23 protein-coding genes are annotated in these 24,230 nt (G+C 68.3%); 6 read left to right on the top strand and 17 right to left on the bottom strand.

Annotated features, from left to right (window positions below):
* Positions 1–32 precede the first annotated feature (32 nt).
* Positions 33–407: a hypothetical protein gene (locus BLV01_RS19300; protein ID WP_139178877.1), complete on the bottom strand. Its 375-nt coding sequence runs from the start codon at positions 405–407 to the stop codon at positions 33–35.
* A gap of 30 nt (positions 408–437) precedes the next feature.
* Positions 438–1,430 carry an AraC family transcriptional regulator gene (locus BLV01_RS19295; RefSeq protein ID WP_091803887.1) on the bottom strand — a complete coding sequence of 331 codons (993 nt, stop codon included), beginning with the start codon at positions 1,428–1,430 and terminating at the stop codon, positions 438–440.
* A 128-nt stretch (positions 1,431–1,558) separates the two neighbouring features.
* Between BLV01_RS19295 and BLV01_RS19290 the strand changes: the two genes are divergently transcribed.
* Positions 1,559–2,515: an alpha/beta hydrolase family protein gene (locus BLV01_RS19290; protein WP_091803741.1), complete on the top strand. Its 957-nt coding sequence runs from the start codon at positions 1,559–1,561 to the stop codon at positions 2,513–2,515.
* A gap of 280 nt (positions 2,516–2,795) precedes the next feature.
* Complete coding sequence (locus BLV01_RS19285; RefSeq protein ID WP_139178875.1) at positions 2,796–4,976, top strand: hypothetical protein; 2,181 nt, start codon at positions 2,796–2,798, stop codon at positions 4,974–4,976.
* Positions 4,977–5,053: 77 nt separating this feature from the next.
* Here BLV01_RS19285 and BLV01_RS19280 read toward each other — a convergent pair whose 3' ends face one another.
* The 3 genes from BLV01_RS19280 to BLV01_RS25705 form a co-directional block, all read right to left on the bottom strand.
* Positions 5,054–5,530 carry a low molecular weight protein tyrosine phosphatase family protein gene (locus BLV01_RS19280; RefSeq protein ID WP_254782697.1) on the bottom strand — a complete coding sequence of 159 codons (477 nt, stop codon included), beginning with the start codon at positions 5,528–5,530 and terminating at the stop codon, positions 5,054–5,056.
* Between the two features lie 148 nt (positions 5,531–5,678).
* Positions 5,679–6,794 (bottom strand): peptidoglycan-binding domain-containing protein, encoded by a 1,116-nt coding sequence (locus tag BLV01_RS19275; RefSeq protein WP_091803735.1) that lies wholly within the window; start codon positions 6,792–6,794, stop codon positions 5,679–5,681.
* Between the two features lie 27 nt (positions 6,795–6,821).
* Positions 6,822–7,253 carry a hypothetical protein gene (locus tag BLV01_RS25705; protein ID WP_139178873.1) on the bottom strand — a complete coding sequence of 144 codons (432 nt, stop codon included), beginning with the start codon at positions 7,251–7,253 and terminating at the stop codon, positions 6,822–6,824.
* 356 nt (positions 7,254–7,609) lie between these two features.
* Between BLV01_RS25705 and BLV01_RS25700 the strand changes: the two genes are divergently transcribed.
* A complete protein-coding gene (locus tag BLV01_RS25700) occupies positions 7,610–7,915 on the top strand; it encodes a hypothetical protein (RefSeq protein WP_139178871.1) in 306 nt (101 codons plus the stop codon).
* Positions 7,916–8,086: 171 nt separating this feature from the next.
* Here BLV01_RS25700 and BLV01_RS19265 read toward each other — a convergent pair whose 3' ends face one another.
* Positions 8,087–8,467 carry a VOC family protein gene (locus BLV01_RS19265; protein ID WP_091803728.1) on the bottom strand — a complete coding sequence of 127 codons (381 nt, stop codon included), beginning with the start codon at positions 8,465–8,467 and terminating at the stop codon, positions 8,087–8,089.
* Between the two features lie 279 nt (positions 8,468–8,746).
* Between BLV01_RS19265 and BLV01_RS25695 the strand changes: the two genes are divergently transcribed.
* Entirely contained in the window at positions 8,747–9,184 is a 438-nt protein-coding gene (locus BLV01_RS25695; RefSeq protein WP_139178869.1) for a hypothetical protein, read from the top strand.
* Positions 9,185–9,301: 117 nt separating this feature from the next.
* Here BLV01_RS25695 and BLV01_RS19255 read toward each other — a convergent pair whose 3' ends face one another.
* The 6 genes from BLV01_RS19255 to BLV01_RS19230 form a co-directional block, all read right to left on the bottom strand.
* A complete protein-coding gene (locus BLV01_RS19255; protein ID WP_091803723.1) occupies positions 9,302–9,643 on the bottom strand; it encodes a hypothetical protein in 342 nt (113 codons plus the stop codon).
* Between the two features lie 71 nt (positions 9,644–9,714).
* The gene (rodA, locus tag BLV01_RS19250) at positions 9,715–10,830 is read right to left on the bottom strand and encodes a rod shape-determining protein RodA (RefSeq protein ID WP_091803720.1); all 1,116 of its coding nucleotides are present in this window, start codon (positions 10,828–10,830) and stop codon (positions 9,715–9,717) included.
* Positions 10,827–13,091, bottom strand: a complete 2,265-nt coding sequence (mrdA, locus tag BLV01_RS19245) for a penicillin-binding protein 2 (protein ID WP_091803718.1) — start codon at positions 13,089–13,091, stop codon at positions 10,827–10,829. The genes rodA and mrdA overlap by 4 nt, the downstream gene beginning before the upstream one ends.
* Position 13,092: 1 nt before the next feature.
* Entirely contained in the window at positions 13,093–13,578 is a 486-nt protein-coding gene (gene mreD / locus BLV01_RS19240; RefSeq protein WP_091803716.1) for a rod shape-determining protein MreD, read from the bottom strand.
* On the bottom strand, positions 13,575–14,786 hold the full coding sequence (gene mreC, locus BLV01_RS19235) for a rod shape-determining protein MreC (protein WP_091803713.1): 1,212 nt from the start codon (positions 14,784–14,786) through the stop codon (positions 13,575–13,577). The genes mreD and mreC overlap by 4 nt, the downstream gene beginning before the upstream one ends.
* A 185-nt stretch (positions 14,787–14,971) precedes the next feature.
* The gene (locus tag BLV01_RS19230; RefSeq protein WP_057949112.1) at positions 14,972–16,018 is read right to left on the bottom strand and encodes a rod shape-determining protein; all 1,047 of its coding nucleotides are present in this window, start codon (positions 16,016–16,018) and stop codon (positions 14,972–14,974) included.
* Between the two features lie 480 nt (positions 16,019–16,498).
* Here BLV01_RS19230 and BLV01_RS19225 point away from each other — a divergent pair, with 480 nt between their 5' ends.
* Together BLV01_RS19225 and BLV01_RS19220 are read left to right on the top strand one after the other, a co-directional pair.
* The gene (locus BLV01_RS19225; protein WP_091803710.1) at positions 16,499–17,431 is read left to right on the top strand and encodes a carbohydrate kinase family protein; all 933 of its coding nucleotides are present in this window, start codon (positions 16,499–16,501) and stop codon (positions 17,429–17,431) included.
* 253 nt (positions 17,432–17,684) lie between these two features.
* Positions 17,685–18,686 (top strand): alpha/beta hydrolase family protein, encoded by a 1,002-nt coding sequence (locus BLV01_RS19220; protein ID WP_091803707.1) that lies wholly within the window; start codon positions 17,685–17,687, stop codon positions 18,684–18,686.
* A 52-nt stretch (positions 18,687–18,738) separates the two neighbouring features.
* Here BLV01_RS19220 and BLV01_RS19215 read toward each other — a convergent pair whose 3' ends face one another.
* From BLV01_RS19215 to BLV01_RS19195, 5 genes are all read right to left on the bottom strand, one after another.
* Positions 18,739–19,551: a GH25 family lysozyme gene (locus tag BLV01_RS19215; protein WP_091803704.1), complete on the bottom strand. Its 813-nt coding sequence runs from the start codon at positions 19,549–19,551 to the stop codon at positions 18,739–18,741.
* Between the two features lie 158 nt (positions 19,552–19,709).
* Entirely contained in the window at positions 19,710–20,405 is a 696-nt protein-coding gene (locus BLV01_RS25690; protein ID WP_139178867.1) for a hypothetical protein, read from the bottom strand.
* Between the two features lie 52 nt (positions 20,406–20,457).
* Positions 20,458–21,189 (bottom strand): hypothetical protein, encoded by a 732-nt coding sequence (locus BLV01_RS19205; RefSeq protein WP_091803696.1) that lies wholly within the window; start codon positions 21,187–21,189, stop codon positions 20,458–20,460.
* Positions 21,186–22,166: an alpha/beta fold hydrolase gene (locus BLV01_RS19200; protein ID WP_091803690.1), complete on the bottom strand. Its 981-nt coding sequence runs from the start codon at positions 22,164–22,166 to the stop codon at positions 21,186–21,188. Before BLV01_RS19200 ends, BLV01_RS19205 begins: the two co-directional genes overlap by 4 nt.
* Positions 22,167–22,178: 12 nt before the next feature.
* Entirely contained in the window at positions 22,179–24,140 is a 1,962-nt protein-coding gene (locus BLV01_RS19195) for a M1 family metallopeptidase (RefSeq protein ID WP_091803683.1), read from the bottom strand.
* Between the last annotated feature and the right edge of the window lie 90 nt (positions 24,141–24,230).

Below are 24,230 nucleotides of genomic sequence, written 5' to 3'. Positions count from 1 at the left end.
CCGCAGCGGCGGCGCGCGCCGCCCGACGATGGTCAAGGCAGGCCGGCCAGCGCGCCGGCCACGAATGCGCCGTGCGCGGCCGCCCGCGCGGGCAAGGCGTCGGCGGCCGCCGCGGCGCAGTCGTCCGCGCGGACGCGGAACCCGACCGGCAGCGGCGCGCCCGTCCGCGCCGCCGTCGCGCCCCGCTGCCGGCCGAACGCAGCGGCCAGCGACAACGGCATGGTTTCGACCAGATGCAGCGCCGCCGGGGTACGCGCCCGCGCTTGCCGCGCATCGTCCGGCGCGAAGCGCAGCGCCGCCCCGGTCGAGGCCATGACCAACGCATAGACGATGAAGGCCGGCCGCAGGGCCTGGATGAAATCGCTCGACGTCAGCATGGGGTGGCCTCGATGGGGGTGCCATCGCACGCTATCGCCGGGCCTGGCCGGGCGCGGGGATTAGATGTCGAGTGGGGGAATCGGGGGGCGAGCGGCCGCGAGGGCCGATGAGCGGCGGGGCGCTTCGGTGGGGGGCGCGCCGCTGTCTCGCGGCGCTCCCAGCGCCCGCAGGTAATGCGTCGGCGCCGCACCGACGAAGCGGGTGAACGCCGCACTGAAGGCATTGGCCGATCCATAGCCCACCCGTTCGGCGATCGCCGCCAGCCCCTCCCGGCCTTGGCGCAGAAAATTCTTGGCCAAGGCCATCCGCCACGACAGCAGATACTCCATCGGCGCGACGCCCATCGCGCGGTTGAAGCGCTCGTAGAACGCCGACCGCGACAGCGCCGCCTCCTGCGCCATCGATGCCACCGTCCAGTGGCGCGCCGGCTGTTCGTGCAGGCGGCGCACCGCCGCCGCCAACCGCGCATCGGCCAGACAGCGCAGCAAACCCGGCGAAGCGGCGGTGCCCGACGACGAGCGCAGCGCTTCGATCAACATCACTTCCAGCAGCCGCGCCAGCACGATCTCGCGCGCCGGACGCCGGTGGCGCGCTTCCTCGCCGACCAGACGCACGATGGCGCCCAGGCGCGGATCGCCGCGCACATGGACGAGCTGGGGCAGCAGCGACACCAGCAGCGCGGCGTCCGGCGCGCCGAAGCTCAGGTGGCCGACCAGCGCGCGCAGGTTCGCCGGCGCGTCGGGATCGCCGTGCCGCACCTCGCCGTCGCGCACGGTCGCCGCGTCCGGGTCGGGGCCGTCGTCGGCTGCGGGCTCACCGCCGGACAACACGAAACCCGACAGCGCCGGGATCAGCACGAAGTCGTCCGGCGCCAGCTCGACCGCCTCGCGCCCCTGCACTTGCAGGCGGACCGCGCCCTCCAGCACCACGCAATAGAAAGGCCGGTCGCCGGGCGGACGGCGCACGCGCCAGGCGCCGCCGCCGCTGACCACCTTGGACAGCGCCGCCTGCGGCTGCAGCAGCGTGACGACTTCGGCGAGGGGATCGGTCACGACCGGACGATCCATGGTGATTAAAGGATTTTCGACTATGTAGCGTCCGGTTTCGGCTGTCTACAGTGACGGCTCCGCCCTGCCCTCCGCCATTGCGGAAGGCGCACAGCCTCACCAGGAGCCGCTTCATGAGCGAACCGACGATCAAACCCGACCGCGCCCCGGTCCCCGCCGCCACCCCGACCCTGGCCTTCCATCCCCTGCGGTTCGACATCCCAGGCCGCCTCGCGCCGCTGGAACTGCGCGTCACCGCCCCGGCCAGCGGCGACGCGCTGCCGATCGTGCTGCTCTCGCACGGCCACGGCGCCTCCAACTACCTGTCCTCGACCCGCGGCTACGCCCCGCTGGTCGACTTCTACGCCGCGCACGGCTTCGCGGTGATCCAGCCGACCCATCAGGATTCCAAGACCCTCGCGCTCGACCCCGCCGGCCCGGGCGGCCCGCTGTTCTGGCGCTCGCGCGCGCAGGACCTGCGCGACATCCTCGACCGCCTCGACGCCATCGAAGCCGCCGTCCCGTTCCTCTCCGGCCGCCTCGACAAAGACCGTATCGCCGCCGTCGGCCACTCGCTGGGCGGCCACACCGTGTACATGCTCGCCGGCATGCGCATGACCGCGGCCGACGGCGAAGTGGTCGATCTGATCGAACCGCGCCTCAAGGCCGCCGTGGTGTTCGGCGGCCCCGGCGACGGCGCGGACCTGGCGGCGTGGGCGTCGGAACACTATCCCGAACTCAAGGGCAACGACTTCGCCCATATGACCCAGCCCATGCTGGTCGTCGCCGGCGACAAGGATTTCCATCCGTTCTTTTCCGAACGCCGGGATTGGCGCGCGGATGCCTACCGGCTGAGCCCGGCGCCGAAGACGCTGTTGACCGTGTTCGGCGCCGAGCACCTGTATGGCGGCATCAGCGGGTACGACGCGAAGGAAACGACGGACGAAGACCCGCAGCGCCTGGCCGACATGCAACGGCTGAGCTGGGCGTATCTGCGCTCGGCGCTGTATCCGCAAGACCCGGCGTGGCCGACGGTCGTGGAGGCGTTGGCGAAGGCCGAAAGGCCGGTGGCCGCGGTCGAGCGCAAGTAAGGCTACCGGGCCGCATCGACGGCGACGCGAAACAGGAGGCGCGGCGGACTTGCGCAAGCCCGCCGCGCCTCCTGTTTCGCTTGCGCCCTGATCGCGGCAATGTTGCACCGCTGCACGCTTACCGGATGTCCGGTAGGCCGGAATGCCCGCGTTGTATCGAATGGCGTTCCCTGCATTCGCCCCGTTCCCTTGATCGCAATGCGCAACGCATCGATCGGCCTTGCGCACGACCCTGCGCGAGCGGCCGACGCTGCGCTGCATCCCGCAAAAGGACCTTGCCATGCCTCCCCGCCTGCTCGATCAGATAACCACCGGCATCCACCGCGCGTGGCAAGAATCGTTCGTCGACCGTTACCGCCTGTGGTCGGCGCGGGTGACCGGTATCGAAGTCACCCAAGCCATCCAGTACCACCGGGCGAACGAGCACCTGACCGACCCGGCCGACCGCGGCGCCGACAATTCGGTGCAGTTGGTGGCGTTCAAAGCCGCATGGGTGCGCGTCTATGTACGCTCGGGCTTGTTGGGCAACATCGTCAACGTTACCGGGACGCTGGAAGTGTCGCGTCGGAATCGCTTGCGCGACTACGAGCCGGTCGACACCTACGCGCCGCAGGGCGGCCCGGTCAGCGCCGAACAATTCCCCAACTACCGCGACGAGCGCGGCGACCTCGGCCGCAGCCTGAATTTCGTGATACCGGCCGCCGAGTTGTACGGCACGCTGCGCCTGACCGCGCGCCTGACCGGCCACGACGGCGGCGAGAAATCGGTGGAAGTGAGCGTACGCCTGGTGCAGACGCTGCGCGTGCGCGGCATCCTGGTGGCCTACGATGGCGACAGCACCTCGGCGCCGGCGACGCCGACCGCGCCGGTGACGCGACTGACCTTGCCGGCGCCCACCCTGGCGGACCTGCAAAGCACCGCGGCGACCGCATTGGCGGCGATGCCGGTGCAGGCCACCGGTTCGTTCGCGGTCTGTTCAAACCTGGATTGGTCCACGCCGCTGGACGACGCGCGCGTCGCGCCGGGCAAATGCTCGGACAACTGGAACGACCTGCTCGACGCGATGTCGCTGTTGCGCGACAACGACGGCAATCGCGACGACGTCGTGTACTACGGCCTGTTGCCAGCCGGCATACCGCTGGGCGTGCCCGGTTGCGGCGACGACGGGCTCGGCGCGGCCGCGGTCGGCAACGACCAGACCTTCCTGCACGAAACCGGGCACGGCTACGGCTTCCAGCACACGCCTTGCGGCGCGGCCGGCAACACCGACCCCAACTATCCGACCTACGAGCCGTACGCGTCGGCCTCGATCGGCGAATTCGGCCTGGATATCCGCGACGGCACGATTCACGACCCCCAGCTCACCTCCGACTACATGAGCTATTGCCGGCCGCGCTGGATGTCGCAGTACCAGCATCGACGCCTGCTCAGCCATCCGCGTCTGGCGCCGGAATGGTTGTCGCCGGACTTCCCCTTGCCCGATCCGCTGCATCGGCCCTTCGATCCCGAACACCTGTGGTGGCCCGATCCGCCGTGGCGCTATCAAGGCCCGGAGTGGCGCATGACGCCGGTGATCTCCGTGCAGGGCCGGGTGCTGGAGAGCGGACGCATCGAAGTCGAATCCGTCGCGCGCATCGAGGTGGCCGCGCCCGCGCTGGGCGTCCCGACCCAATGGAGCGCGCAACTGCTGGACGAGCAAGGCGGCGTGCTGTCGCGCGCGGTGCTGATGCGACGCGAACCGCAAGGCGGCGGCTGCGGCTGCGGCGGCAGCCACGACCATCGCGACAAGGATGCGCCCCCGTTTGCGTTCCGGGCGTACCTGCGCAACGTCGCGCCGGGGGCGTCGCTGAGGATCGATGGACCGGACAAACAAACCTGGAGCCGCAAGGCCAGCGCGCAGCCGCCGCGTTTCACTCACGCGGCAGCGAAGGTGGGCGGCGAGCATGAACTCGCGCTGGAATGGAAGCTGGATACCGCGGACGTCAAGGACGTCTGGGCGCAATGGCGCCGCGACGACAAAGACGCCTGGCATGGCTTGTCTGTCGGCTTACGCGGCAACCACTCGCGCTTGCCGCTGCAAGGCCTGCCGGCGAATCGCATCCAGGTCCGGCTGATCGCGCACGACGGCTTCCACTCCGGCGAATCCGAACCGGTCGACGTGGACCTGCCCGAGCGCGAGCCGGTGCTGGCCATCGTCAGCCCGTCCAGCGGCAAGACCTTCCGCGTCGGCCGGCCGGTGCAGTTGCAAGGCAATCTCACCGACAGCTCAGGCCAGCCGCTGCCCGACGACAAGCTGACGTGGTGGCTCGACGGCGTGCAGATCGGGCACGGCCGCGAGCGCTGGCTCGACGCGCCCGCCGCGGGGGATCACGAGTTGGTGGTGCAGACGCAGTGGAGCGGAGGCGTTGCGAAGCGGGCGGTGAAGTTCACGACAGAGCGCGGGCCTGGGCGCGGCGGGTGAGGCGCCCGCCTCGAACGATGGTTGCGCAGGCGCGGGCGAACGCGAAGACGCTCGGCGCCAGAGTCGAAGGCAACAGGCTACGGCAGCCCCAGGATCGAACCCACTGAAGCCTTGAGCAGATCGACCAGTTCCGGGTCCATGTACTGATACTCGTCCGGGATATCGAGCACATGCACAGGCTTGTTGGCGACGACGCGGCCGAACTCGGCCTGCAGCCTGGATCGATGCTTGTTCTCCATGACGAAGATGGAGTGAGCCCAGCGAATGTCGTCGGCGGACACGCGCCGGCGCGCATTCGGGCTGGTGCCGGCGGAGCGAGCCCGCAGGTCCGGGTGATTGCGCCAGACGGCTTCTGCCGTCGGGCTGCGCCATTGGTTTCGGCTGCAGATGAAGAGGAGGTTGAGGGGTTCGTTGTCCTCGATCTCGTGCTTGTTCGAGGGGTGCGGGTAGTCGATGCCGAGTTGCTTGGCGCGGGCGAGTTTTTCAGACCGGAGGTAGAGGAGCTTCCAGTTCTTCTCGCGCTTTTCTTTGGTTTTTGGTTGGTCTTCTTTCATGAGGTCTGGAGCTGAATTGAGCCTGGCCATCGAATGGCCTTTAGGGACTTGGCAGATTCACCTCCTACGCCCAAGTCGTTCTTAGCAGAGCAAGCGAACGCAACTGTGTTTTTCGTCTTTCATTAAACCGTACGTTTGGAAGCTTGAGTCAAGCCTTCATCTCGCACCATGTCATGGGCTGCGGCTGCCGCGGTCTTCTCCTGCTCGATTGCCAGATTCCGAGTACGCCGGCGCTGCGCCCCTGGCTGGACTGATTAAGCGCTGGCGGCAACGGCTCGACCAGTCCCGGGCGATGATCCGGATGGCTGGAGTGACCCGGAGCGGTCGGAGCGGGAGCGGATTGATCCGTAGGCACAGCACGGCCCGGAACCATGTGATCGGGCCGATCAACATCCCTGGCACGATCCGGCAGCATTGGCGCCATGCGTAGCGTGGCATCGTCAATGTCGCCCGTCTGAGGCAACCCGTGATCGCGCTGGAAGTCGAGCAACGCGCCCTGCATGTTCAACCTGTAGACACCGTCGCGGTCCAATGGACGGTCGCCGACGGCCCGGTATCCTTCGTCGGCCATCACCCGCTGCAGGTCCTTGATGCGTTCCCCTGACTCGCCAAGGCGAATCACACCGTCGTCCACCACTGGCAACGCCTGCATACCGATCCGGCGCTCATCCTCCAACGGAAGGCGGCCGCTCGTCAGGTCGGCAATGTAATTCTCGTACTGCTGGTAGTAGCGAGTATCCAGCTCCAGATGAACATGTTTGGCGCCCGTCTTTATGTTGCTCTGCGTCCCCAGTGACTGCCCATACTCAATCGTTTGATCCGCAGAGACCGTTATGTCGCTCATATGACGGACACGGGCGATGACGTCTCCACCCTTGTGATCGTAAATGTCCACCAACCCCTGAGTCGCATCCACTCGTCCGACATAGCCAGCTAAAGGCGACGGCACCGGCACATCCCTGGCCTTGTCGCTCATGGTCGGATGATCGGGGTGCTCGATGATGAAGTCCTTCTTGAGCAACACCTGATCCGGCTTCAACCCGTAGGTGTTCCCAGATTTGGCAGATTCGATTTCCTGGATTTCGCCACCGATGTAGGCGTGCCGCCTTCCGGCCTCACCGCGGACAATCAGGCCATCGACCATACGAGCGTTCCGGTTGTCGCTCGGATGATGGGTGACCAGGCTGTCGAAGTCGGTCACCGGCTCGTTGATCGTTACGCCTTTCTGGATGACGCGATAGGTCGTGGGTGTCTTGTCGGTCATCGGGAGTCCCTTCCCTTGGCTATGCCATCAATGGCAGCGGTTGTAAGTAGTGGATCGCTCGCCGTCGGTCACGGTGAGGTAGTCGCCGCTCAGGACGTAAATATCCACGACCGGATTCTTGTCGCCGTCGTGTTCCTCTATCGCTTCGATACGCCATGCTTTCGGCGTGTCGGAGATCAGCTGAACCCTCTTCGGCGTATCGGAATGCTCATAGCCTTGCAGCATGCGTGCGGCGATCTTGAAGCCGCCGTCGCTGTCATAGGCCAGTGGAAGCTTGCACGGATTGGGGCCCGGCTCCCATTGGCCGATGAGTGAAGCTGGATAAGTCGGCCCTTGCCGCTTCCCTGTGACGCTCTCTTTGACGAGTCCCTGCGCAGGCCCGGGTTCCTTGGCGAACGAGCAAGCTGGCAGTACCAGCGAGATCGCGAATGCTAAGCCGATGATCCTTTTAACTCGCATGTGGTCGCCTGCGTGGGAGAAAATTGCGCTTGCTGCATCGAAGATCGAATCAGCGCTTCAAATGATGCCTGCCGGGACAAAGAACTTTCGCATCCAGGTCGATGACGGTGCCTGAGCGTGGAAATCTAAACAAGGCTCAATTTTTGTGATAGCTAGGCTGAGACCTGTGAAGTTCCACGCGACTCACGTGAATGGAAGAAGTTTTCGCGGCACACATCCATACGGCTGAGCCCGGATCGCATCGCAAGAACACCCCGGGGTCTCCCGTCTCAATCGCCCGCGACATGGTCGTAACTGATTACCCGGGTAGTCACCCAGCGATCTTCCTTCCGTTTCCACAGATGCACGAACCGCGGATGCTCCGCCAACTGCCCCGCCTTGCCGTCGGAAACAATCCAGAAATTGTGCGCGCCCAACTGCACCGCGCCAAAGTCCTGGATGGCATGCGCCTCCGCCGCCGAGGCATCCAGCTCGCGTCGCAGGTTCGACTTGCCGCTGACGCAACGCTCTTAGAACGATTTCACCAGTTCGTCCACGCCTACCGACACGCTGTCGTTGTCGAGGCCCCCGTCACCTGCTCCATCGCCACCGGAGCCGGCACGCGCAAAAGTGCTTTGGCCGCCTCGATCCGCCATTACGCATCGCCGCAAAGCCCGCGATGACCGAAGCGGCCTGGGCGCCGGTCAGCGCGCCGGGTGCTGCGTGGCAGGCGACCTTGGCGGATTGCTAGGAAACACAGCCCCACAGCAACCAGCAGGCAGACGAGCCAGTCCGACTGAAAGCAACACCACTCTGCCTTCCTGCTTTCGCGATCGACCCACATTCTCCTCCGTTCAATCCCAGGCCGTCGCGTTCTTCGGAAACCCAGGCCGTTGCACCCGCACCACGCAGAACCGCTGCCCCGTGGGCGCCTGCATCACCACCCAGCGTTCCAGGCGGTCGACCACCGTTGCGCCCAGCGCCTCAAGACGCGTCACCTCTGCGGGAATGTCGTCGGTCTCGATATCGATATGAACCCGACTCTCGTGGTCGACCTTCTGAATCTGCACGATCGGCTCATCCGGCGGCGTTTCCAACATGCGGTAAGGGCCGCGGGTTCCCGGATGGTCGGGATCCAGCGGACGGCCCAGCGCGTCGGCCCAGAACTGGGCGGCACGGTCGATGTCGGAGGTGTTGCAGTCGATCAGAAGGGCGCAAAGACGCGAGTGGTGCATGGCGGGTTCCTTCGATGGGTGTGGCGCGAAATACGGGGCGGAGCGGTATTTTCCGAGCTCCATTCTGCCTGCTGTTGGAGAGGCGCTGTTTATCCTATCGAAGCCCGCGTGCAGCAACGACCTTCGCGGTTGCTAGGGCGGTCATCCGCCACGCAGCATGAAGCAGTCAGGTCCCTGTGACTTAACTACGCATCTTTCAGAAGTATCTGTTTTTTAGATATTCGGGATTGGCCAGTACCGTTGTTCTCCCTGTCGACGCACTCAAGCGAGGAACATCCGATGGCCGTTCAGACTCCTGCCCCGTCCTGCCTGGCGCTTTTGCTGCATTCGCTCTGCGAATCTCACGGGGATAGCATCCATGTGGCGAAACTCGATCCAGATACGCTCGACTACCTCCAGACCAGAGCCTCAGAACGGCATTTCCGAGCAATAAGCGAAGCTCGCGACCTGCTCGATGTCGTACTGGAGTCGTTGGAGTACCCTGCGCCTCCAGAGCATCAACGTCGTCTGATCGAAAGGGCCGACGACGAACTGGCGTCGGCTCAGCGCTGGGGCGAGTTGGCAGCGAACGCCCGGTTCTGTCGAGAACACCCCGAGTTGGCGCAGCAATTGACGGGCGATGCGCCGCCAGATGATGGGGCGCTCGATAGAGCCGCAGCAACGGCCAGTGAGCCAACGCCGAGGCGTGCGAAGCCGGGAGCAAGAAAACCGGGGTGAAGCTCTGGCGTGCGGCCGGCACCTATCGTCAGAATCAGATTCCGCAGAGCGGCGTAGTTCGTGGTCGCGGCTTGCGCCGCTCCTACAGCCAGATGACGCCCTTCGCCGACTACCGATTCAACTCGCTACGAACTCGCCGCCTGAGTGCAGGCGACGAATAACGAGCGCAGCCAGCATCCCATAGACGCCTTCCGGCGGGCAGTCGTTGTCGATAAAGCGGGCTCGGTCGATGGCGTACGCGGTGCCCAACTCGGCGTTTGCGTGAGCGATGCCGGCCAGGACGGCGTCGAGCACGGCTTGGTCGGACAAAGGGTCGTGTACGCAGGTGCCTATCGCGGGCATGCGCTCGACCCGCGGCTCTGCGCTCGGGTCTTGCGTGAGCCGCAGTTGCAGCAAGTTGTGCCTCGGGCCGGTGATGCGGCTGACGGTCAGGTATTCGTCCTGGCGGCTGTAGAACATGGGTGTTGGTCGCGTCGTTGTTGCGGGGTCGCGGTCGCGGCTTGCGCCGCTCCTACAGGTAGGCCATGCGGTTAGCGCCCGCCGTGTACCGGCTTGTGGGCTCGCACCGCCATGACTACACCCAGGCCGGCGAGCAGCGAGACGGCCGAGGTGCCGCCGTAACTCAGCAACGGCATCGGCACGCCCACCACCGGCAGCAACCCGGAAATCATGCCGCCGTTGACGATGACGTAGACGAAGAACGCCAACCCCAACGCGCCGGCGATCAAGCGCGAGTAGCCGTCGCGCGCGCCGGCGGCGATCCACAGGCAGCGGCCGACGACGAACAGGTACAGGGACAGCACGGTGATGACGCCGACCCAGCCGAACTCCTCGCTGAGCACGGCGAAGATGAAGTCGGTGGTGTGTTCGGGCAGGTAGTTCAGGTGCGACTGCGAGCCTTGCAGCCAGCCCTTGCCGGTCATCCCGCCGGCACCGATGGCGATCTTGGACTGGATGATGTTCCAGCCGGTGCCCAGCGGGTCGGTTTCGGGGTTGAGGAAGGTCAGGATGCGGTCTTTCTGGTACTGCCGCAGCAGGAAGAACCACGCGGCGGGCGCGATCGCGGACACCGCGCCGAACGCGGCAACGAACCACCACCACGACAGGCCCGCCAGGTACAGCGCGAACGCGCCGCTGATGCCGACCAGCATCGCGGTGCCGAAGTCGGGCTGCAGCAGGATCAGTACGGTCGGCGCGCCGATCAGCACGCCGGCGATCAGTACGTTGAGGAACTTCGGCGGCAGTTGCTGGCGGTTGAGGTACCACGCCACCATCATCGGCAGGCTCAGCTTCAAAAGCTCGGCCGGCTGGAAGTAAAACACCTTCAAGTCGATCCAATGGCGGCCGTGCTTGCCGGTGCCGATCGCCAGCACCGCCAGCAGCGGGATCATCGATACGGCGTAGATCAACGGCGTCCAGTTGCGCAGTTGGGTGATCGACATGCGCGACAGGCCCCACATCGCGGCCAGGCCGACGGCGAAGCGCGAGCCCTGGGCGAAGACCATGCGGGTGGAGTGTTCGCCGGCGCTGTAGAGCACGGCCAGGCCGATCACCATCAGCGCGAGCAACGCGGCCAGCATCATCAGGTCGAGGGTGCGGGTGAAGCGCAGGCCCAGGTCCCACAGGTAGCGCAGGATCACTCTCACCGCTGCGGCTCCACGGTCGGGCTCACGTCGTCGTCTTCGGGGTCGAGGTTGGGTTCGATCAGGGCGTCGTCGTGGCGCGCGGGCGGCGCGGCGCCGTCGGCGGCCTGTTCGGGCGGCGCTACGTAGCCGGGCAGGTTCGCCTGCAAACCCGCTTCGGCGCCGGCCGCAGCCTGCGGCACGTGGCCGGGCTGCGCGGCGACGCGGGCGTTGGCCATCGCCACCGCCTTGGCCCAAGCGCCGTTGACCGGCACCGCCACGACCTTGAGTTCGGCCGGCACCACGGCGCCTTCGCCGGGGGCCTGGCCGGGCGAGACGGTCGGCGCTGCGCCCGGCGCCACCGCCAGCGGGGCGACGGTCGGTGCGGGCTTGCCGTCCTTGCTCGGCGGCGCTTCGGGCATCTTGCCCAGCAGCCAGGCGTCGAAGATCTTGCGCGCGATCGGTGCGGCGGTGCTGCCGCCGTAGCCGCCGTGTTCGACCACCACCGCCACCGCGATGGTCGGGTTTTCGGCCGGCGCGTAGCCGACGAACAGCGCCTGGTGGCGCAGGTGGTACGGCAGCGAGTGCGGGTTGAGGCTGACGTTGCCCTTGCGGCTGACCTTCTGCGCGGTGCCGGTCTTGCCGGCCATGCGGTACGGCGCGCCGCGCGCCATGATCCGCGCGGTGCCGCGGCCGCCGTGGATGGTCGATTCCATGCCTTCGTGCACGGCCTGCAGGTGCGCGGGATTGTCGGTGATGCGGGTGGGTTCGTTGAGTTCCTTGGGCAGCCACGGCGATTCGTAGCCGGTGCGGATCTCGCGCACCAGGTGCAGCTGGCGCAGGGTGCCGTTGTTGGCGATCGCCGCGGTGCCGCGCGCGAGCTGCAGCGCGGTCACCACCCAGTAACCTTGTCCGATGCCGGCGATGACGGTCTCGCCCGGGTACCAGCCTTCCTTCTTGTTGCGCTTGGCCTTCCACTCCGGCGACGGCAGGATGCCGATGTTCTCGCCGAGCAGGTCGATGCCGGTCTTCTGGCCGAAGCCGTAGCGCAGCATGTACTGGTCGACCTTCTGGATGCCCATGTCGAGGGCGAGCTTGTAGTAGTAGGTGTTGACCGACTGGGCAATGGATTCGCGCAGGTCCACCCAGCCGTGGCCGCCGCCGTGCGAGTCGCGGTAGCCGCGCTTCTGGCCCGGGATGTGGAACTCGCCGGTCGACAGGATCTTGTCTTCGGCCCGGCGCGTGCCGCTGTCGAGGCCGGCCAGGGCCATGAACGGCTTCATCGTCGAACCCGGCGGGCCGCCGCCGAGCACGTTGCGGTTGAACTGCGGGCGCGAGGGGTCTTCGTTGAGCGCCTTGTAGTCGGTGCTGGAGATGCCGTTGACGAACAGGTTGCTGTCGTAGCTGGGCAGGCTGACCATCGCCAGCACTTCGCCGGTGCGCGGGTCCACCGCCACGGCCGAGCCGTCCATGTCGCCGAACGCGGTGACCATCGCGCGCTGCAGGTCGAGGTCGATGCTCAGGCGCAGGTCGGCGCCGGGCTTGGCCGGGACGTGGCCGACCTGGCGGATCGGGCGGCCGTCGACGTTGGTTTCGATCTGCTCGTAGCCGACCTGGCCGCGCAGCTGCTGTTCGTAGGAACGCTCAAGACCGGTCTTGCCGATGTGGGTCAGCACGCCGGCATTGACCCCGAGCGCTTCCTGGTCCTTGGTGTCGATGCGGCCGACATAGCCGATGACATGCGCGAACAACTCGCCGTACGGGTAGCGTCGGTTGAGGTAAGACACCAGCTCGACGCCGGGGAAGCGCCAGCGGTCGACCGCGAACGCGGCGACTTCCTCGTCGCTGACGCGCAGCTTCAGCACGATCGGCTTGAAGCCGCGGGTGGCCTTGCGCTCGGCTTCGAAGCGCGAGATGTCCTCGGGCGTCAGCGCGACCACCCGCGCCAGCTGCGGCAGCCATTTCTCGCTGTCGCCGGCTTCCGACGGGGTCACTTCGATGCGGAACGCGGGGACGTTGTCGGCCAGGATGCGGCCGCGGCGGTCGTAGATCAGCCCGCGCCCGGGCACCACCGGGCGCAGCTTGACCCGGTTCTGCTCCGAACGCATGGCGTAGTCGTCGTGCTGCCAGACCTGCAGGCGGAAGTACCAGAAGCCCAGGCCGACCACGCCGATGAGGACGAAGAAGAACGCGACCGCGGCGCGCAGGCGGAACTGGTCGGCCTCGGCCGCGGTGTTCTTGAGCACGCGCGGGCGGCGGTTGAGCAGGCGGCGGCGCGGGCCCATGTCAGCGCCTCCGCCAGGTGCCCAGGCGCAGCGCGTCGAGCAGCAGGAAGATCACCGGCCACAACGCCATGCCGACCAGCGGCGCGAACCAGTAGGTGGTCGGCAGCGAGGGCTCGCGCAGCACCATGTGGACCACGGCGGTGACGATGCGGTCGTTGAGCATCAGCCCGCCGATCGCCAGCGCCTGCTGCGACAGCGGGAAGAACCGCAGCCGCGCGCGGAAGCGCTGCAGGATGAAGGCCATCACCACCAGCCGCAGCGCCTGTTCGCCGAGCAGGCCGTCGGAAACCAGGTCGCCGCACAGGCCGACGACGAAGGCGAAGCCCAGGCCGACGCGCTCGGGGTCTTCGATCACCCAGTAGGCCAGGACCAGGCCGAGCCAGAACGGGCGCAGCGGCGCCAGCACCTGCGGCATCGGCAGCAGGCTCAGCGCCAGCGCGGCGACCAGGCTGACCGGCAACACCCAGTGGTGGCGGGCGCGGGTCATCGCTGCGGCTCCTGTGCGTTCTGCGGCGGGGTGCGGGCGGGCGCCGCCGAGGGCGCGGGCGCGGGCGCCGGCGCGCGCGGCGCCGACTGGCGCGCGGCGGGCGCAGCGGCGTTACGGTTGCCGGCGGCGGCGTCCGCGTTCGCGCCGGCGTTGGAGCGCGCGGCCGCGGCCGGCGGCGCCGGCTCGATTTCGGACTTCAGTTCTTCCGGCGCGGTCGCGCTGCGCGGCTTGGGCTTGCGCTGCTTGAGCTCGCTCAAGCGCTGCGCGGCGGCCTGCTCGGCCGCGGCCTGGGCCTGCGGCGTGGAGGCCGAGGCGGTCTCGGCCACCGCCGGCTGGGTGTCGAAGTCGGCGGTGTCCACCGGCGGCGGCGGCAACGACAGCAGCACCAGCACTTCGCGGCCGCGGTCGAGCTGCGCGGCCGGCTTCACTTCGCCGACCAGGAAGGCGCGGCTGTCGTCGGGTTTGAGCGCGGCGATGGTGCCGACCGGGAAGCCCGGCGGGAAGCGCCCACCCAGGCCCGAGGTCACCACCACGTCGCCGACGCGCACGTCGCTGGACAGCGGCACGCTGCGCAGGGTCAGGCGGTCGCTGCGGCCTTCGCCGTAGACCACCAGGCGCACGCCGTTGCGGGCGACGTTGACCGGCACCGCGTGCGAGGGGTCGGTGATCAGCAGCACGCTGGAGTGCAGCGGAGTGATGCCGGTGACCTGGCCGATCAGGCCGCCGGCGTCGATCACGCTCTGGCCCACGCGCAGGCGCTCGCGGCTGCCAGCATCGAGGATCAGGCGCTGGCGCGACGGGTCCAGGTCGATGTCGAGGATCGGCGCCAGCACCACGTCGAGGTTGCCGCGCTCGGCCACTTCCAGCAGCCCGCGCAGGCGCTGGTTGTCGGCGGCGACCGACTGCAGCCGGGCCATGCGCGCCTGGTTCAGCAGCGCCTCGTTGCGCAGGCGGCGGTTTTCGTCGGTGAGCTGGCTCAGGGTGCCGGCGTCGTCGCTGACCCGCTCGATCAGCCGGCCGGGCCAGCCGGCCACGGCCCACAGCGGCGCGACCAGGGTCGCGGCCTGCTTGCGCGCCTGGCTCAGCCAGCCGCCGCGGTGATCGAGCACGATCAGGGTCAGCGCCAGCGCCAGGTAGGCCATCAGGCGCAAGGTGTCGGCGACTTCGCCGCTGCGGGCTGCGGTGGGTGGGCCGGCGTAAGGGGGCATCGGGCCGGAAGGTCGCTGTCGGAATCAGAGGGAGTAGAAACGCGAACGCAGCGAAAGTTCGCTGCGCGCGTGACGATGGAGCTCGGTTTGGATCTTACCTGCTGCATCGCGCGGCGGGCGCATGAGCGGACGGCATCGGGGGAAATGCAGTCCGCGCGCGCCGCGCGTGTGGAGCGATGCGCGGATCACTCCGGCGCGAAGAACTCGTTGCCGTGCATGTCCACCAGTTCCAGCGCGCGGCCGCCGCCGCGGGCGACGCAGGTCAGCGGGTCGTCGGCGACCTGCACGTGCAGGCCGGTTTCCTCGCTGATCAGGCGGTCCAGGTCGCGCAGCAGGGCGCCGCCGCCGGTCAGCACGATGCCGCGCTCGGCGACGTCGGCGCACAGCTCCGGCGGGGTCTGCTCCAGCGCCAGCTTGATCGCCGAGACGATGCCCGACAACGGCTCGCGCAGGGCCTCGAGCACTTCGTTGGAGTTGATGGTGACCATCTTCGGCACGCCCTCGGCGAGGTTGCGGCCGGAGATCTCCACGGTGCTGGCGCGTTCCTGCGGGTAGGCGCAGCCGATCTCGAGCTTGATCCGCTCGGCGGTGGCTTCGCCGATCAGGGTGCCGTAGGTGCGGCGCACGTAGTTGATGATGGATTCGTCGAAGCGGTCGCCGCCGATGCGGACCGAGGCCGAGTAGACGATGCCGTTGAGCGCGATCACCGCGACCTCGGTGGTGCCGCCGCCGACGTCCACGACCATCGAGCCGCGCGCCTCGGTCACCGGCATGCCGGCGCCGATCGCCGCGGCCATCGGTTCCTCGATCAGGTAGACCTCGCGCGCGCCGGCCTCCTCGGCCGATTCCTTGATCGCGCGGCGCTCGACCTGGGTCGAGCCGCACGGCACGCACACCAGCACGCGCGGGCTCGGGCGCAGGAAGCGCGACTTGTGCACCTTGCGGATGAAATGCTTGAGCATTTCCTCGGTGTAGGTGAAGTCGGCGATGACGCCGTCCTTCATCGGCCGGATGGTGGTGATGTGGCCCGGGGTGCGGCCGAGCATCTGCTTGGCCTCGCCGCCGACCGCCGCGACCGTGCGGTTGCCGCCGATCATGCGGTCCTGGCGCACCGCGACCACGGACGGCTCGTTCAGCACGATGCCCTGGCCGCGGACATAAATGAGGGTATTCGCCGTGCCCAGGTCGATGGACAGGTCGTTGGAGAACATGCCGCGAAACTTCTTGAACATCGGGGGATTGGGCCGTCAAAAATGGGGGCGGAGCGGGGCCGTTAGCCTAGCAATCGCCCCCCCTGCGAGCAAGGAAAATCAACGGTTTCGGGCGCCGCCGGCTATTCAGCCAAGGCCCGCCGGCAGCGGCCCGGAACCCTGGGGATAACCCTAGGTCGGGGCCTCGCCGGGGCGGGTCGGCGGGCGCGGGCGGGGGGCGCCGGGACCGGCCCGGCGGGGTCGCCTTCGGGGGAGGCCGGCCCGGCCGCGCGACCGGGGTCCGGCCGGGGCCGGGGCCGGATTCGCCGCCCGCAACCGGGACCGGCCCGCCGGCAAGGCGGCCCCGATGCGCAAAAAACTGGCCGCGCGCGCGTCCAGCGGCTACGCTACCGCCGCCGGGCGGCCACAAACCGCCCGTTCTTGCATTCGCGGACTGGCGCTCGCCGATTTTCCCGTCCGCGACGACGACGCGTCCAATAACAATCTTCGGGGTGAACCTACATGTCTGCGCTGATCTGCGGCTCGCTGGCCTACGACACCATCATGGTGTTTCCGGACCAGTTCAAGAACCACATCCTGCCGGACAAGGTCCACATCTTGAACGTCTCGTTCCTGGTGCCGCGCATGCGCCGCGAGTTCGGCGGCTGCGCCGGCAACATCGCCTACAACCTCAAGCTGCTCGGCGGCGATCCGATTCCGATGGCCACCGTCGGCCAGGACTTCGGCCCGTACCGCACGCACCTGGAGTCCTACGGCATCCGCCTGGACTGCGTGCGCGTGTTCGAAGAGCAGTTCACGCCGCAGTGCTTCATCACCACCGACCTGGACAACAACCAGATCACCGCGTTCCATCCCGGCGCGATGTCGAACTCGCACAGCAACCACGTGCGCGACGTCGCCGGCGTCACCTTCGGCATCGTCGCGCCGGACGGCCGCGAGGGCATGCTGCAGAACTCGAAGGAATTCAGCGAGCTCGGCATTCCCTTCATCTTCGATCCGGGCCAGGCGATGCCGCTGTTCAACGGCGAAGAGCTGCGCGCGTTCATCGAGCAGGCCGACTACGTCGTGGTCAACGACTACGAGTCGAACCTGCTGCAGACCCGCACCGGCTGGGACGAGAAGCAGATCGTGTCGCGGGTGAAGGCCTACATCACCACGCTCGGCCCGCGCGGCGCGATCATCCACACGCCGGAAGAGACCTACACCATCCCGCCGGCGTACGAGCGCCGCGTGACCGATCCGACCGGCTGCGGCGACGCGTTCCGCGCCGGCCTGATCTTCGGCATCGAGAAGGGCTACGACTGGATGACCATCGGCCGCATGGGCAACCTGATGGGCGCGCTGAAGGTCGAACACCCGGGCACCCAGAACCAGCGTTTCGACTACGCCGAGTTCGCCGAGCAGTTCCGCCAGCAGTTCGGTTACGCGCTGTAAGCGCGGCGGCGGTCGCGACACCCGAAAAATCCCGGCTTCGGCCGGGATTTTTTTTGGCGATGCGCTCCCCTGTAGGAGCGGCGCAAGCCGCGACCGCGAATCCACAACAACGCCGCAACCGTGCGGGCGCAGGAAGCTTTCGGCGCAATCTGCCGCCCCGCGGTCGCGGCTTGCGCCGCTCCTACAGGGGGGCATGCGAGTGGCGCCGCGGCGGGCATAGAATCGGCGCGACCTCCTCGCCAGGACCCGCCCCATGCCGCGCCGCACCGCGCCCCGCCTGCTGCCGCTGCTGCTCGCCCTCGCCGCGGGCTCCGCCCACGCCGACGGCGTCGGCCTGGGCACGCTCGAAACCCGCGAGCCGACCACCGGCACCCAGGTGCCCGTCGCGATCCTCTACCCCAGCGCCGAGGCCAAGCCCGACGCCATCGCCGAAGTCGGCCCCTACTCCGTGCAAGCCCAGCGCGACGCCGCGCCGAAGGCCGGCACGTTCCCGCTGATCGTGCTCTCGCACGGCCACCTGGGCAGCATGTACGGCCACCACGACCTCGCCGCGGCGCTGGCGCGCCACGGCTACATCGTGGTGATGCCGCAGCACACCGGCGACAGCTACGACGACAGCCGCGGCGCCGGCACCGACCGCGCCCTGCTCGGCCGCGCCTGGCAGGCCAGCGCGGCCATCGACGCGGCGCTCGCCGACAAACGCATCGGCGCGCATATCGACGCCAAGCGGATCGGCGCCGCTGGTTTCTCCGCGGGCGGCTACACCACGCTGCTGCTGCTCGGCGCCAAGCCGGACTTCGACCTGTTCCCGAAATACTGCGAACGGCATCCGGGCCTGCCGGAGCTGTGCGACCGGCCTCTGCCGGCGACGATGCGCACCATCGCCGATCCGCCGCCGACCGTGGACCCGCGCGTGCGCGCCGGCTTCGCGATGGCGCCTTTCAGCATCCTGTTCGACGCGGACAGCTTCCGCGCGATGAAGCACCCGGTGTTCCTGTACATCGCGCAGAAGGACCAGGTGCTGGCGCCGGCCGACAACGGCCTGCGCATCCGTCCGCTGCTGCCGCACTTGGCCGGCTTCGCCGAAGTGCCCGGCGCCGGGCATTACGTGTTCCTGCCGCCGTGCAGCGCGGGCTTCGCCAAACAGGTGCCGGCGATCTGCACCGACGCGCCGGGCGTGGATCGCGCGGCGGCGCATCGCGACATCAACGCCGCGGCGGTGAAATTCTTCGACGCGCAGTTCAAGGGAAAGTGAACTTCGCGATCCCCCTGTAGGAGCGGCGCGAGCCGCGACCGCGAATCCGCAGCTACGGGGAAACTTCCGTCGCGACCGGCGGCTCCGCGGTCGCGGCTCGCGCCGCTCCTACAGGTAGATCGCGCGGTTGCGCGGGCGCGTCGCGCCAGCGCGCGAACGCAGCCGCGTCGCCGTCGAATACGTTGAGATCGACCGGCCCGTCGATGCCGTCGACCCGCGCGCGGTTGTGGTACTGCCACAACGTCCACGCGGCGCGCGAATCCGGCGCGTGCAGGATCGAACGCCGCCACAGCGGCCGCGGCGGCAGCGCGTCGCGGTAGGCGTCGAAGAATTCCGGGGTCACGTACAACAGCGCCGGCTTGGCGTACGCGGCCTCCACCGGCGCCAGGAACGCGTCGAGTTCGGCGCGCATCGCCGCCCCGTCGGGGCGGCGGCCGCAGTTGCCGCCGAATTCCAGATCCACTGCGGGCGGCAGCGCGTCGGCGATGGCCGGCGCGGCGGCGAGGAAGTTCGCCGCCTGCTCGGCGCCGGTACGGCAGAAGGTGAAGAAATGGTACGCGCCGACCGGGACGCCGGCCGCGCGTGCGTCGCGTTCGTTGACGGCGTAGCGGCGGTCGCGGTGGTCGCCGCCTTCGCTGGCCTTCAGGTAGGCGAAGGCGACGTCGTCGCGCGCGACCGCCTTCCAGTCGATCGCGCCCTGGTGATGCGACACGTCGATGCCGCGCAGCCGATAGCGCGCGCGGTCGGGCTGCCAGTGCAGGAACCACCAGCGCGCGGCGATGCCGATCGCCAACGCCGTGGCGGCGAAGATCAACGTGCGCCAGGCGATGCGGCGCCAACGGGCGGGAGCGAGCTTGTCGGGCATGAGTCGGATCCGTGCGCAGCCGCGTCCGTGGCCACGCGGCTATTCTTTCCCAGCGACCCGCGCCTGGCCAGAGCCGGGGCGACGACGCTGCGACTGCATTCAGCCCGGCGCCGGGGCGGAGCGATACCGCGAATGCATGGCGCTCGATCCAGGCGCCGTTATTCGTCTTCGTCGCCTGCGTCGGCGCCCTTGGCGAGGGGCACGCCGGCCCGAGTCAGGATCGCGTCGATCGTGCGCAGATCGCCCATTTCGTAGGCCGACTGGTCGCCGCTGCGTTCCTTGCCGTCCACCACGACCTTGACCTGTCCGCAGTGGTAGCACAACAGGATTTCGTACCGATGCCCTTGATCGGCGAATGCGATCGCATGACGATACTCCGCCGCGCAGGCATAACCGAAATTCGGCACCTTGCCGAGCGCGTCGCGCGCGGCCTGCAACACAGCGAGGCGGTCGGCGCCGCTCGTTTCCACCCGGCCGAGGACGCGATTGGCCTCGATGCACGCGTGCCCCCGGCACCATCGGCGCCGATCTTTTTCGAAAAAAGCGGCGACTCGTTCGGACTGCTCCGCCTCGGGCAATTTGTACCAGGCAGCAGGCGTGCGCGGCGTTGGCCAGGGCTGCAACGAGTACAGGGTCAATGCCTGCGCCCGATCCAGCGACGTCAGCGCCGCCAGCGCCTTCGCGCGCAGGCTGCCAGCCTTGGGCGGTTCGAGCTCGACCTTGAAATCCTGTTCTTCAGCGGACGTACCCGCCCGTGGTTCGTCCGTTTGCGCGCTCGCCAACGATACTGGTACCAGGAACAGCATCGACGCCAACACCAGCGCGAATCCCCATCCCCTGCTTCGCGAATCCATTCGTCCCCCTCGTCCGCGGCTCGCGGCTGGCTGTCGGCGCTGTCGCGCCGCCTCACTTCCAGCCCGGCATCTTCTCCGGCTTCAACCCGCCCACCTCGAACGTCGCGGTGCGGGTGCCGCCGGCCTTGACCGGGAACTCGATGCTCAACTCCTTCGCCCCGCCGAGCAGCCGCCACAACGCGCGCTCGTCCTCGACGAACATGGCGATGGCCTCGTCGGTCTTGGGCCGGCTGCCGGCCATGGTCTTGGTCTTGCCGTCCACGGCGACCTTGAGCTTGCAGCCGCCGTAGCAATTGAAGTCGCCGACCTGCAGCACGAGGTAGCTGCTGCGGCCCCAGTCGGGGTGGTCGCGGAAGATCAGCTGCACCGGCCGCGGGGTGCTGCCGTCGGTCTCCACGTTCGCCTTGGCGTAGATCGAGGCCGACAGCTGGATGCCGTCCTTGCCCTTGGCCAGCTTCACCGGCGTGCTCATGTACGACCATAGCGATTCGACCCGGCGCTGCTCGCGCGCGGCCTTGGCCTTGCCCTGCGCCTCCTCGTACTGGGCGCGGATGCGTTCGGCGGTCGGCGTGCCGGCGTACTTCGACGTCACGATCTCGCCGTAGGCGGCGGCCATGTCCCACTTCTGCCCGGCGTAGGCGCTGTCGAAGTTCTTGGCTTCGGCCGCGGCGGCCTGCTCCTTCTGCGCGGCCTGGGCGGCTTCGGCGGCCTTGGGATCGGGCTTGTCGCAGCCGGCCAGGATCATCGCGGCGGCGAGCAGGGCGGTGGCGTGGCGGACGTTCATCGCGGGCGGGCCTCGGTTATCAGTCGGTTCACCGCGTCGGCGGCTTGTTGCGGGCGTTCGACGATCGACATGTGGCCGCAGCCCTGCAGCAACACGCGCTGCGCCTGCGGCAGGCGCGCGGCGTACAGGTCCAGCGCGCTGGGATCGATCACCACGTCCTGCGCGCACCATAGCAGCAAGGACGGCTGGCGGATCCCGGCGGCCTGGATGCCGGGCAGGAAGCGTTCGTCGCTGCGGCCGATGTTGTCGAGCACGGATTGCTCGAACGCGGCGTCGCGGCGGCGCTTGTCGATGTAGATGCGGCTGGCCGGCCACGGGATGACCGGCTTGGCCGCGTCGTCGTAGAACACGATGTCGATGTAGCGCTGCAGCGAAGCCGCATCGTCGACCGCGAACGGGTTCTTGCCGCGCAGCACCGCCAAGCCGAAGGCGTTGTCGTTGAAGCGCACGCCGGCGGCGTCGAACAGGCCCATGCGGTCGACCTCGCGCGGATGCCGCGCGGTCGTCAGCGCGACGATGCCGCCGCCCATCGAATGGCCGAGCAGCACCACCTCGCTGCCGGACTTGCGCGCGACCTGTTCGATGAAACGCGCCACCCGCGCGCTCTGGGCGAGGAAGCCGTAGTCGCCGCCGGCCTTGCGCTCGCTTTCGCCCCAACCGGGCAGGTCCGGCGCGAACAGGCGGTAGCGGCCGCGCAGGCGCTGCGCCAGCGGATACCAGTTTTCCTTGCTGCCGGTGAAGCCGTGGATCATCACCACGGTCGGCGCGTTCGCCGGCGCGTCGTCGTTGTAGGCGTAGACCCAGCGGTGGTCGTCGATCTTGGCCGCGTTGCGGGTCAGCCCGGCCTGCCAGCGCTGGCGCGCGTAGTCGGCCAGCACCACGCGATAGGGATCGGGCCACAGCCAGATCGCCAGCGCGCACAGCAAGACGGCCGCCACGAGGGCGGCCGTCTTCAGCAGGGCGCGAGGCTTGCGCATGCGCCCGTCGTGTTACTGGCCCGCCGCCGCGGCCGGCGCCGACTTGGCCTTGGCGATCACCGCCTCGACCGAACCGGTGGTGATCGGGTGGTAACCCGGCCTGGCCTTGGCGAAGGTGTCCTCGGCCAGCTTCAGGCCCTCGGGGGTTTTCGCCAGTTCGGTGTAGGTCGGCATGATCAGCTTGCGCCGGCCGATCTTTTCCAGGAACGCGGCGATCGCCTTGTCGGCGTCGTGGTAGCCGCTGCGCACCGCCAGCGGATACCAGCGCTGGGCGATCTCGCCGTTGGGCGTGCCGGTGAACTTATAGGCCGCGTCCAGCGCCTTGAGCTGTTCGACGCTGAGCGTTTCCGGCATGCCTTCGATGAAGTGCACCCACTCCTGCGTGCTCCACTTCGCGGTGGCCGCGGCCTCGGGCAGCTTGCCGCCCTCGACCCAGCCCTTGCGCGCGGCGTCGACCGCGTCGAAGCGCGGCGACACCGTCGCCGGCGCCGACGCCGGGATGCCCGGGCCGTAGATCCACTCGTCCAGCTCGGCCTCGGTCACCTTGCCCGGATGCTTGGCCAGCAGGTTGGCCTTGGCGTACTCGACGAACTTGGTGGTCGGGATCGACTGGAACGCGAAGTGGTCGAAGTAGCTGCGCAGGAACGGGTCGAACGCTTCGCGGCCGTAACGCTGTTCGAGGAACTGCAGGAACCACGCGCCCTTGGTGTAGACCGTCGCGCTGGAGGCGTCGTCGGGGTCCTTCAGGGTGCCGGGCTTGAGCGCCAGCGCCTGCAGCTTGGGGTCGATGGTCTTGAACTCGGCGGCCAGCTCGTTGCGGCCGATCACGTTCTCCATGTCGGCGCGCTCCTTGCCGTACAGCGCCTCGACGATGCGGTTCTCGACGTAGCTGGTGAAGCCTTCGTTGAGCCAGCCGTCCTTGCTGCTGCTGAAGGTGACCAGGTTGCCCGACCAGCTGTGCGCGAGTTCGTGCGCGACCAGCGACACCAGCGACTTGTCGCCGACGATCACGGTCGGGGTGGCGAAGGTCAGGCGCGGGTTCTCCATGCCGCCGTACGGGAACGACGGCGGCAGCACCAGGATGTCGTAGCGCTCCCAGCGATAGGGACCGTAGAGCTTCTCGGTGGTCTCCATCATCTTTTCGGTGTCGGCGAACTCGTTCGCGGCCTTCTTGACCATCGCCGGTTCCGCCCACACGCCGCTGCGGTTGGAGATCGGCTGGAAGGTCAGGTCGCCGGCGGCGATGGCGAGCAGGTACGAGGGGATCTTCTGCGGCATCTTGAAGCTGTAGTCGCCGTCGCGCGCCGCCTTGGGATCGTTGTCGGCGCTCATCAGCACCATCGCGTCCTTCGGCGCGGTCACGTGCGCGGTGTAGGTGAAGCGCACGCTCGGCGTGTCCTGCAGCGGCACCCACGAACGCGCGTGGATCTGCTGCGACTGGCTGAACATGAAGGGCTGCTTCTTGCCCTCGGTCATCGACGGCTCCAGCCACTGCAGGCCGGACGCGCCCGGCGAGGTGACGTAGGCCACGCGGATGCGCTTGTTGCGCTGCGGCGCGTCGATGGTGAGCTTGCTGCCCAGGGTCTTGTCGGCGTCGGCCAGGGCGAACTTGAGGTCCTGCCACTTGCCGTCGGCGCCTTCGCCGGCGATCTTCTCGATCTTCAGCTCGCGGGTGTCGAGCACCAGCTCGGTGGCCTTGGGGTCGGTCCAGTCGAGCGTGTAGGTGGCGCTGCCGGCCAGGGTCTTGGCGGCGAAGTCGACCTTCAGCTCCAGCGCCAGGTCGTCGATGCGGACCCGGTCCGGCTGGGCGTAGGAATGTTCGTCGCGGTCGGCCGCGGCAACGGCGGTGTCGCTCACTTTGGCCTCCGGGGTCGCGGCGGGCGGGGACGAGTCGCTGGCGGGCGCGGATTCGCGCGAGCAGCCGGCGGCGGCGAGGGCCGCGACGAGACAGACGGACAGGATCGAAATGCGCATCGGAAAACCACGGAAGCCGGTGAATGGCCGAGTGTAGCGCCTCGCCCCGCGCCGGGGCTTGTGCATCTTGGCAGTCGGCGCGCACGCCGC

Source organism: Lysobacter sp. yr284 (assembly GCF_900107375.1).
Classification (GTDB): domain Bacteria; phylum Pseudomonadota; class Gammaproteobacteria; order Xanthomonadales; family Xanthomonadaceae; genus Lysobacter.
Note: the sequence above shows the minus strand (reverse complement) of the source record. Positions and strands in the feature narration are given on the sequence as shown.

Bases quoted from the DNA above. Each gene is read 5' to 3' on its own strand.
- BLV01_RS19225 (WP_091803710.1), top strand. From the start codon at position 16,499: ATGTCTGCGCTGATCTGCGGCTCGCTGGCCTACGACACCATCATGGTG.
- mreD (WP_091803716.1), bottom strand. From the start codon at position 13,578: ATGACCCGCGCCCGCCACCACTGGGTGTTGCCGGTCAGCCTGGTCGCC.
- BLV01_RS19200 (WP_091803690.1), bottom strand. From the start codon at position 22,166: ATGCGCAAGCCTCGCGCCCTGCTGAAGACGGCCGCCCTCGTGGCGGCC.
- BLV01_RS19220 (WP_091803707.1), top strand. From the start codon at position 17,685: ATGCCGCGCCGCACCGCGCCCCGCCTGCTGCCGCTGCTGCTCGCCCTC.
- BLV01_RS19255 (WP_091803723.1), bottom strand. From the start codon at position 9,643: ATGTTCTACAGCCGCCAGGACGAATACCTGACCGTCAGCCGCATCACC.
- BLV01_RS19275 (WP_091803735.1), bottom strand. From the start codon at position 6,794: ATGACCGACAAGACACCCACGACCTATCGCGTCATCCAGAAAGGCGTA.
- BLV01_RS19205 (WP_091803696.1), bottom strand. From the start codon at position 21,189: ATGAACGTCCGCCACGCCACCGCCCTGCTCGCCGCCGCGATGATCCTG.
- BLV01_RS19280 (WP_254782697.1), bottom strand. From the start codon at position 5,530: ATGAAAGAAGACCAACCAAAAACCAAAGAAAAGCGCGAGAAGAACTGG.
- BLV01_RS19215 (WP_091803704.1), bottom strand. From the start codon at position 19,551: ATGCCCGACAAGCTCGCTCCCGCCCGTTGGCGCCGCATCGCCTGGCGC.
- BLV01_RS25695 (WP_139178869.1), top strand. From the start codon at position 8,747: ATGGCCGTTCAGACTCCTGCCCCGTCCTGCCTGGCGCTTTTGCTGCAT.
- BLV01_RS25690 (WP_139178867.1), bottom strand. From the start codon at position 20,405: ATGGATTCGCGAAGCAGGGGATGGGGATTCGCGCTGGTGTTGGCGTCG.
- BLV01_RS25705 (WP_139178873.1), bottom strand. From the start codon at position 7,253: ATGCGAGTTAAAAGGATCATCGGCTTAGCATTCGCGATCTCGCTGGTA.
- BLV01_RS25700 (WP_139178871.1), top strand. From the start codon at position 7,610: ATGCTCCGCCAACTGCCCCGCCTTGCCGTCGGAAACAATCCAGAAATT.
- mreC (WP_091803713.1), bottom strand. From the start codon at position 14,786: ATGCCCCCTTACGCCGGCCCACCCACCGCAGCCCGCAGCGGCGAAGTC.
- mrdA (WP_091803718.1), bottom strand. From the start codon at position 13,091: ATGGGCCCGCGCCGCCGCCTGCTCAACCGCCGCCCGCGCGTGCTCAAG.
- BLV01_RS19195 (WP_091803683.1), bottom strand. From the start codon at position 24,140: ATGCGCATTTCGATCCTGTCCGTCTGTCTCGTCGCGGCCCTCGCCGCC.
- BLV01_RS19285 (WP_139178875.1), top strand. From the start codon at position 2,796: ATGCCTCCCCGCCTGCTCGATCAGATAACCACCGGCATCCACCGCGCG.
- BLV01_RS19290 (WP_091803741.1), top strand. From the start codon at position 1,559: ATGAGCGAACCGACGATCAAACCCGACCGCGCCCCGGTCCCCGCCGCC.
- BLV01_RS19265 (WP_091803728.1), bottom strand. From the start codon at position 8,467: ATGCACCACTCGCGTCTTTGCGCCCTTCTGATCGACTGCAACACCTCC.
- BLV01_RS19230 (WP_057949112.1), bottom strand. From the start codon at position 16,018: ATGTTCAAGAAGTTTCGCGGCATGTTCTCCAACGACCTGTCCATCGAC.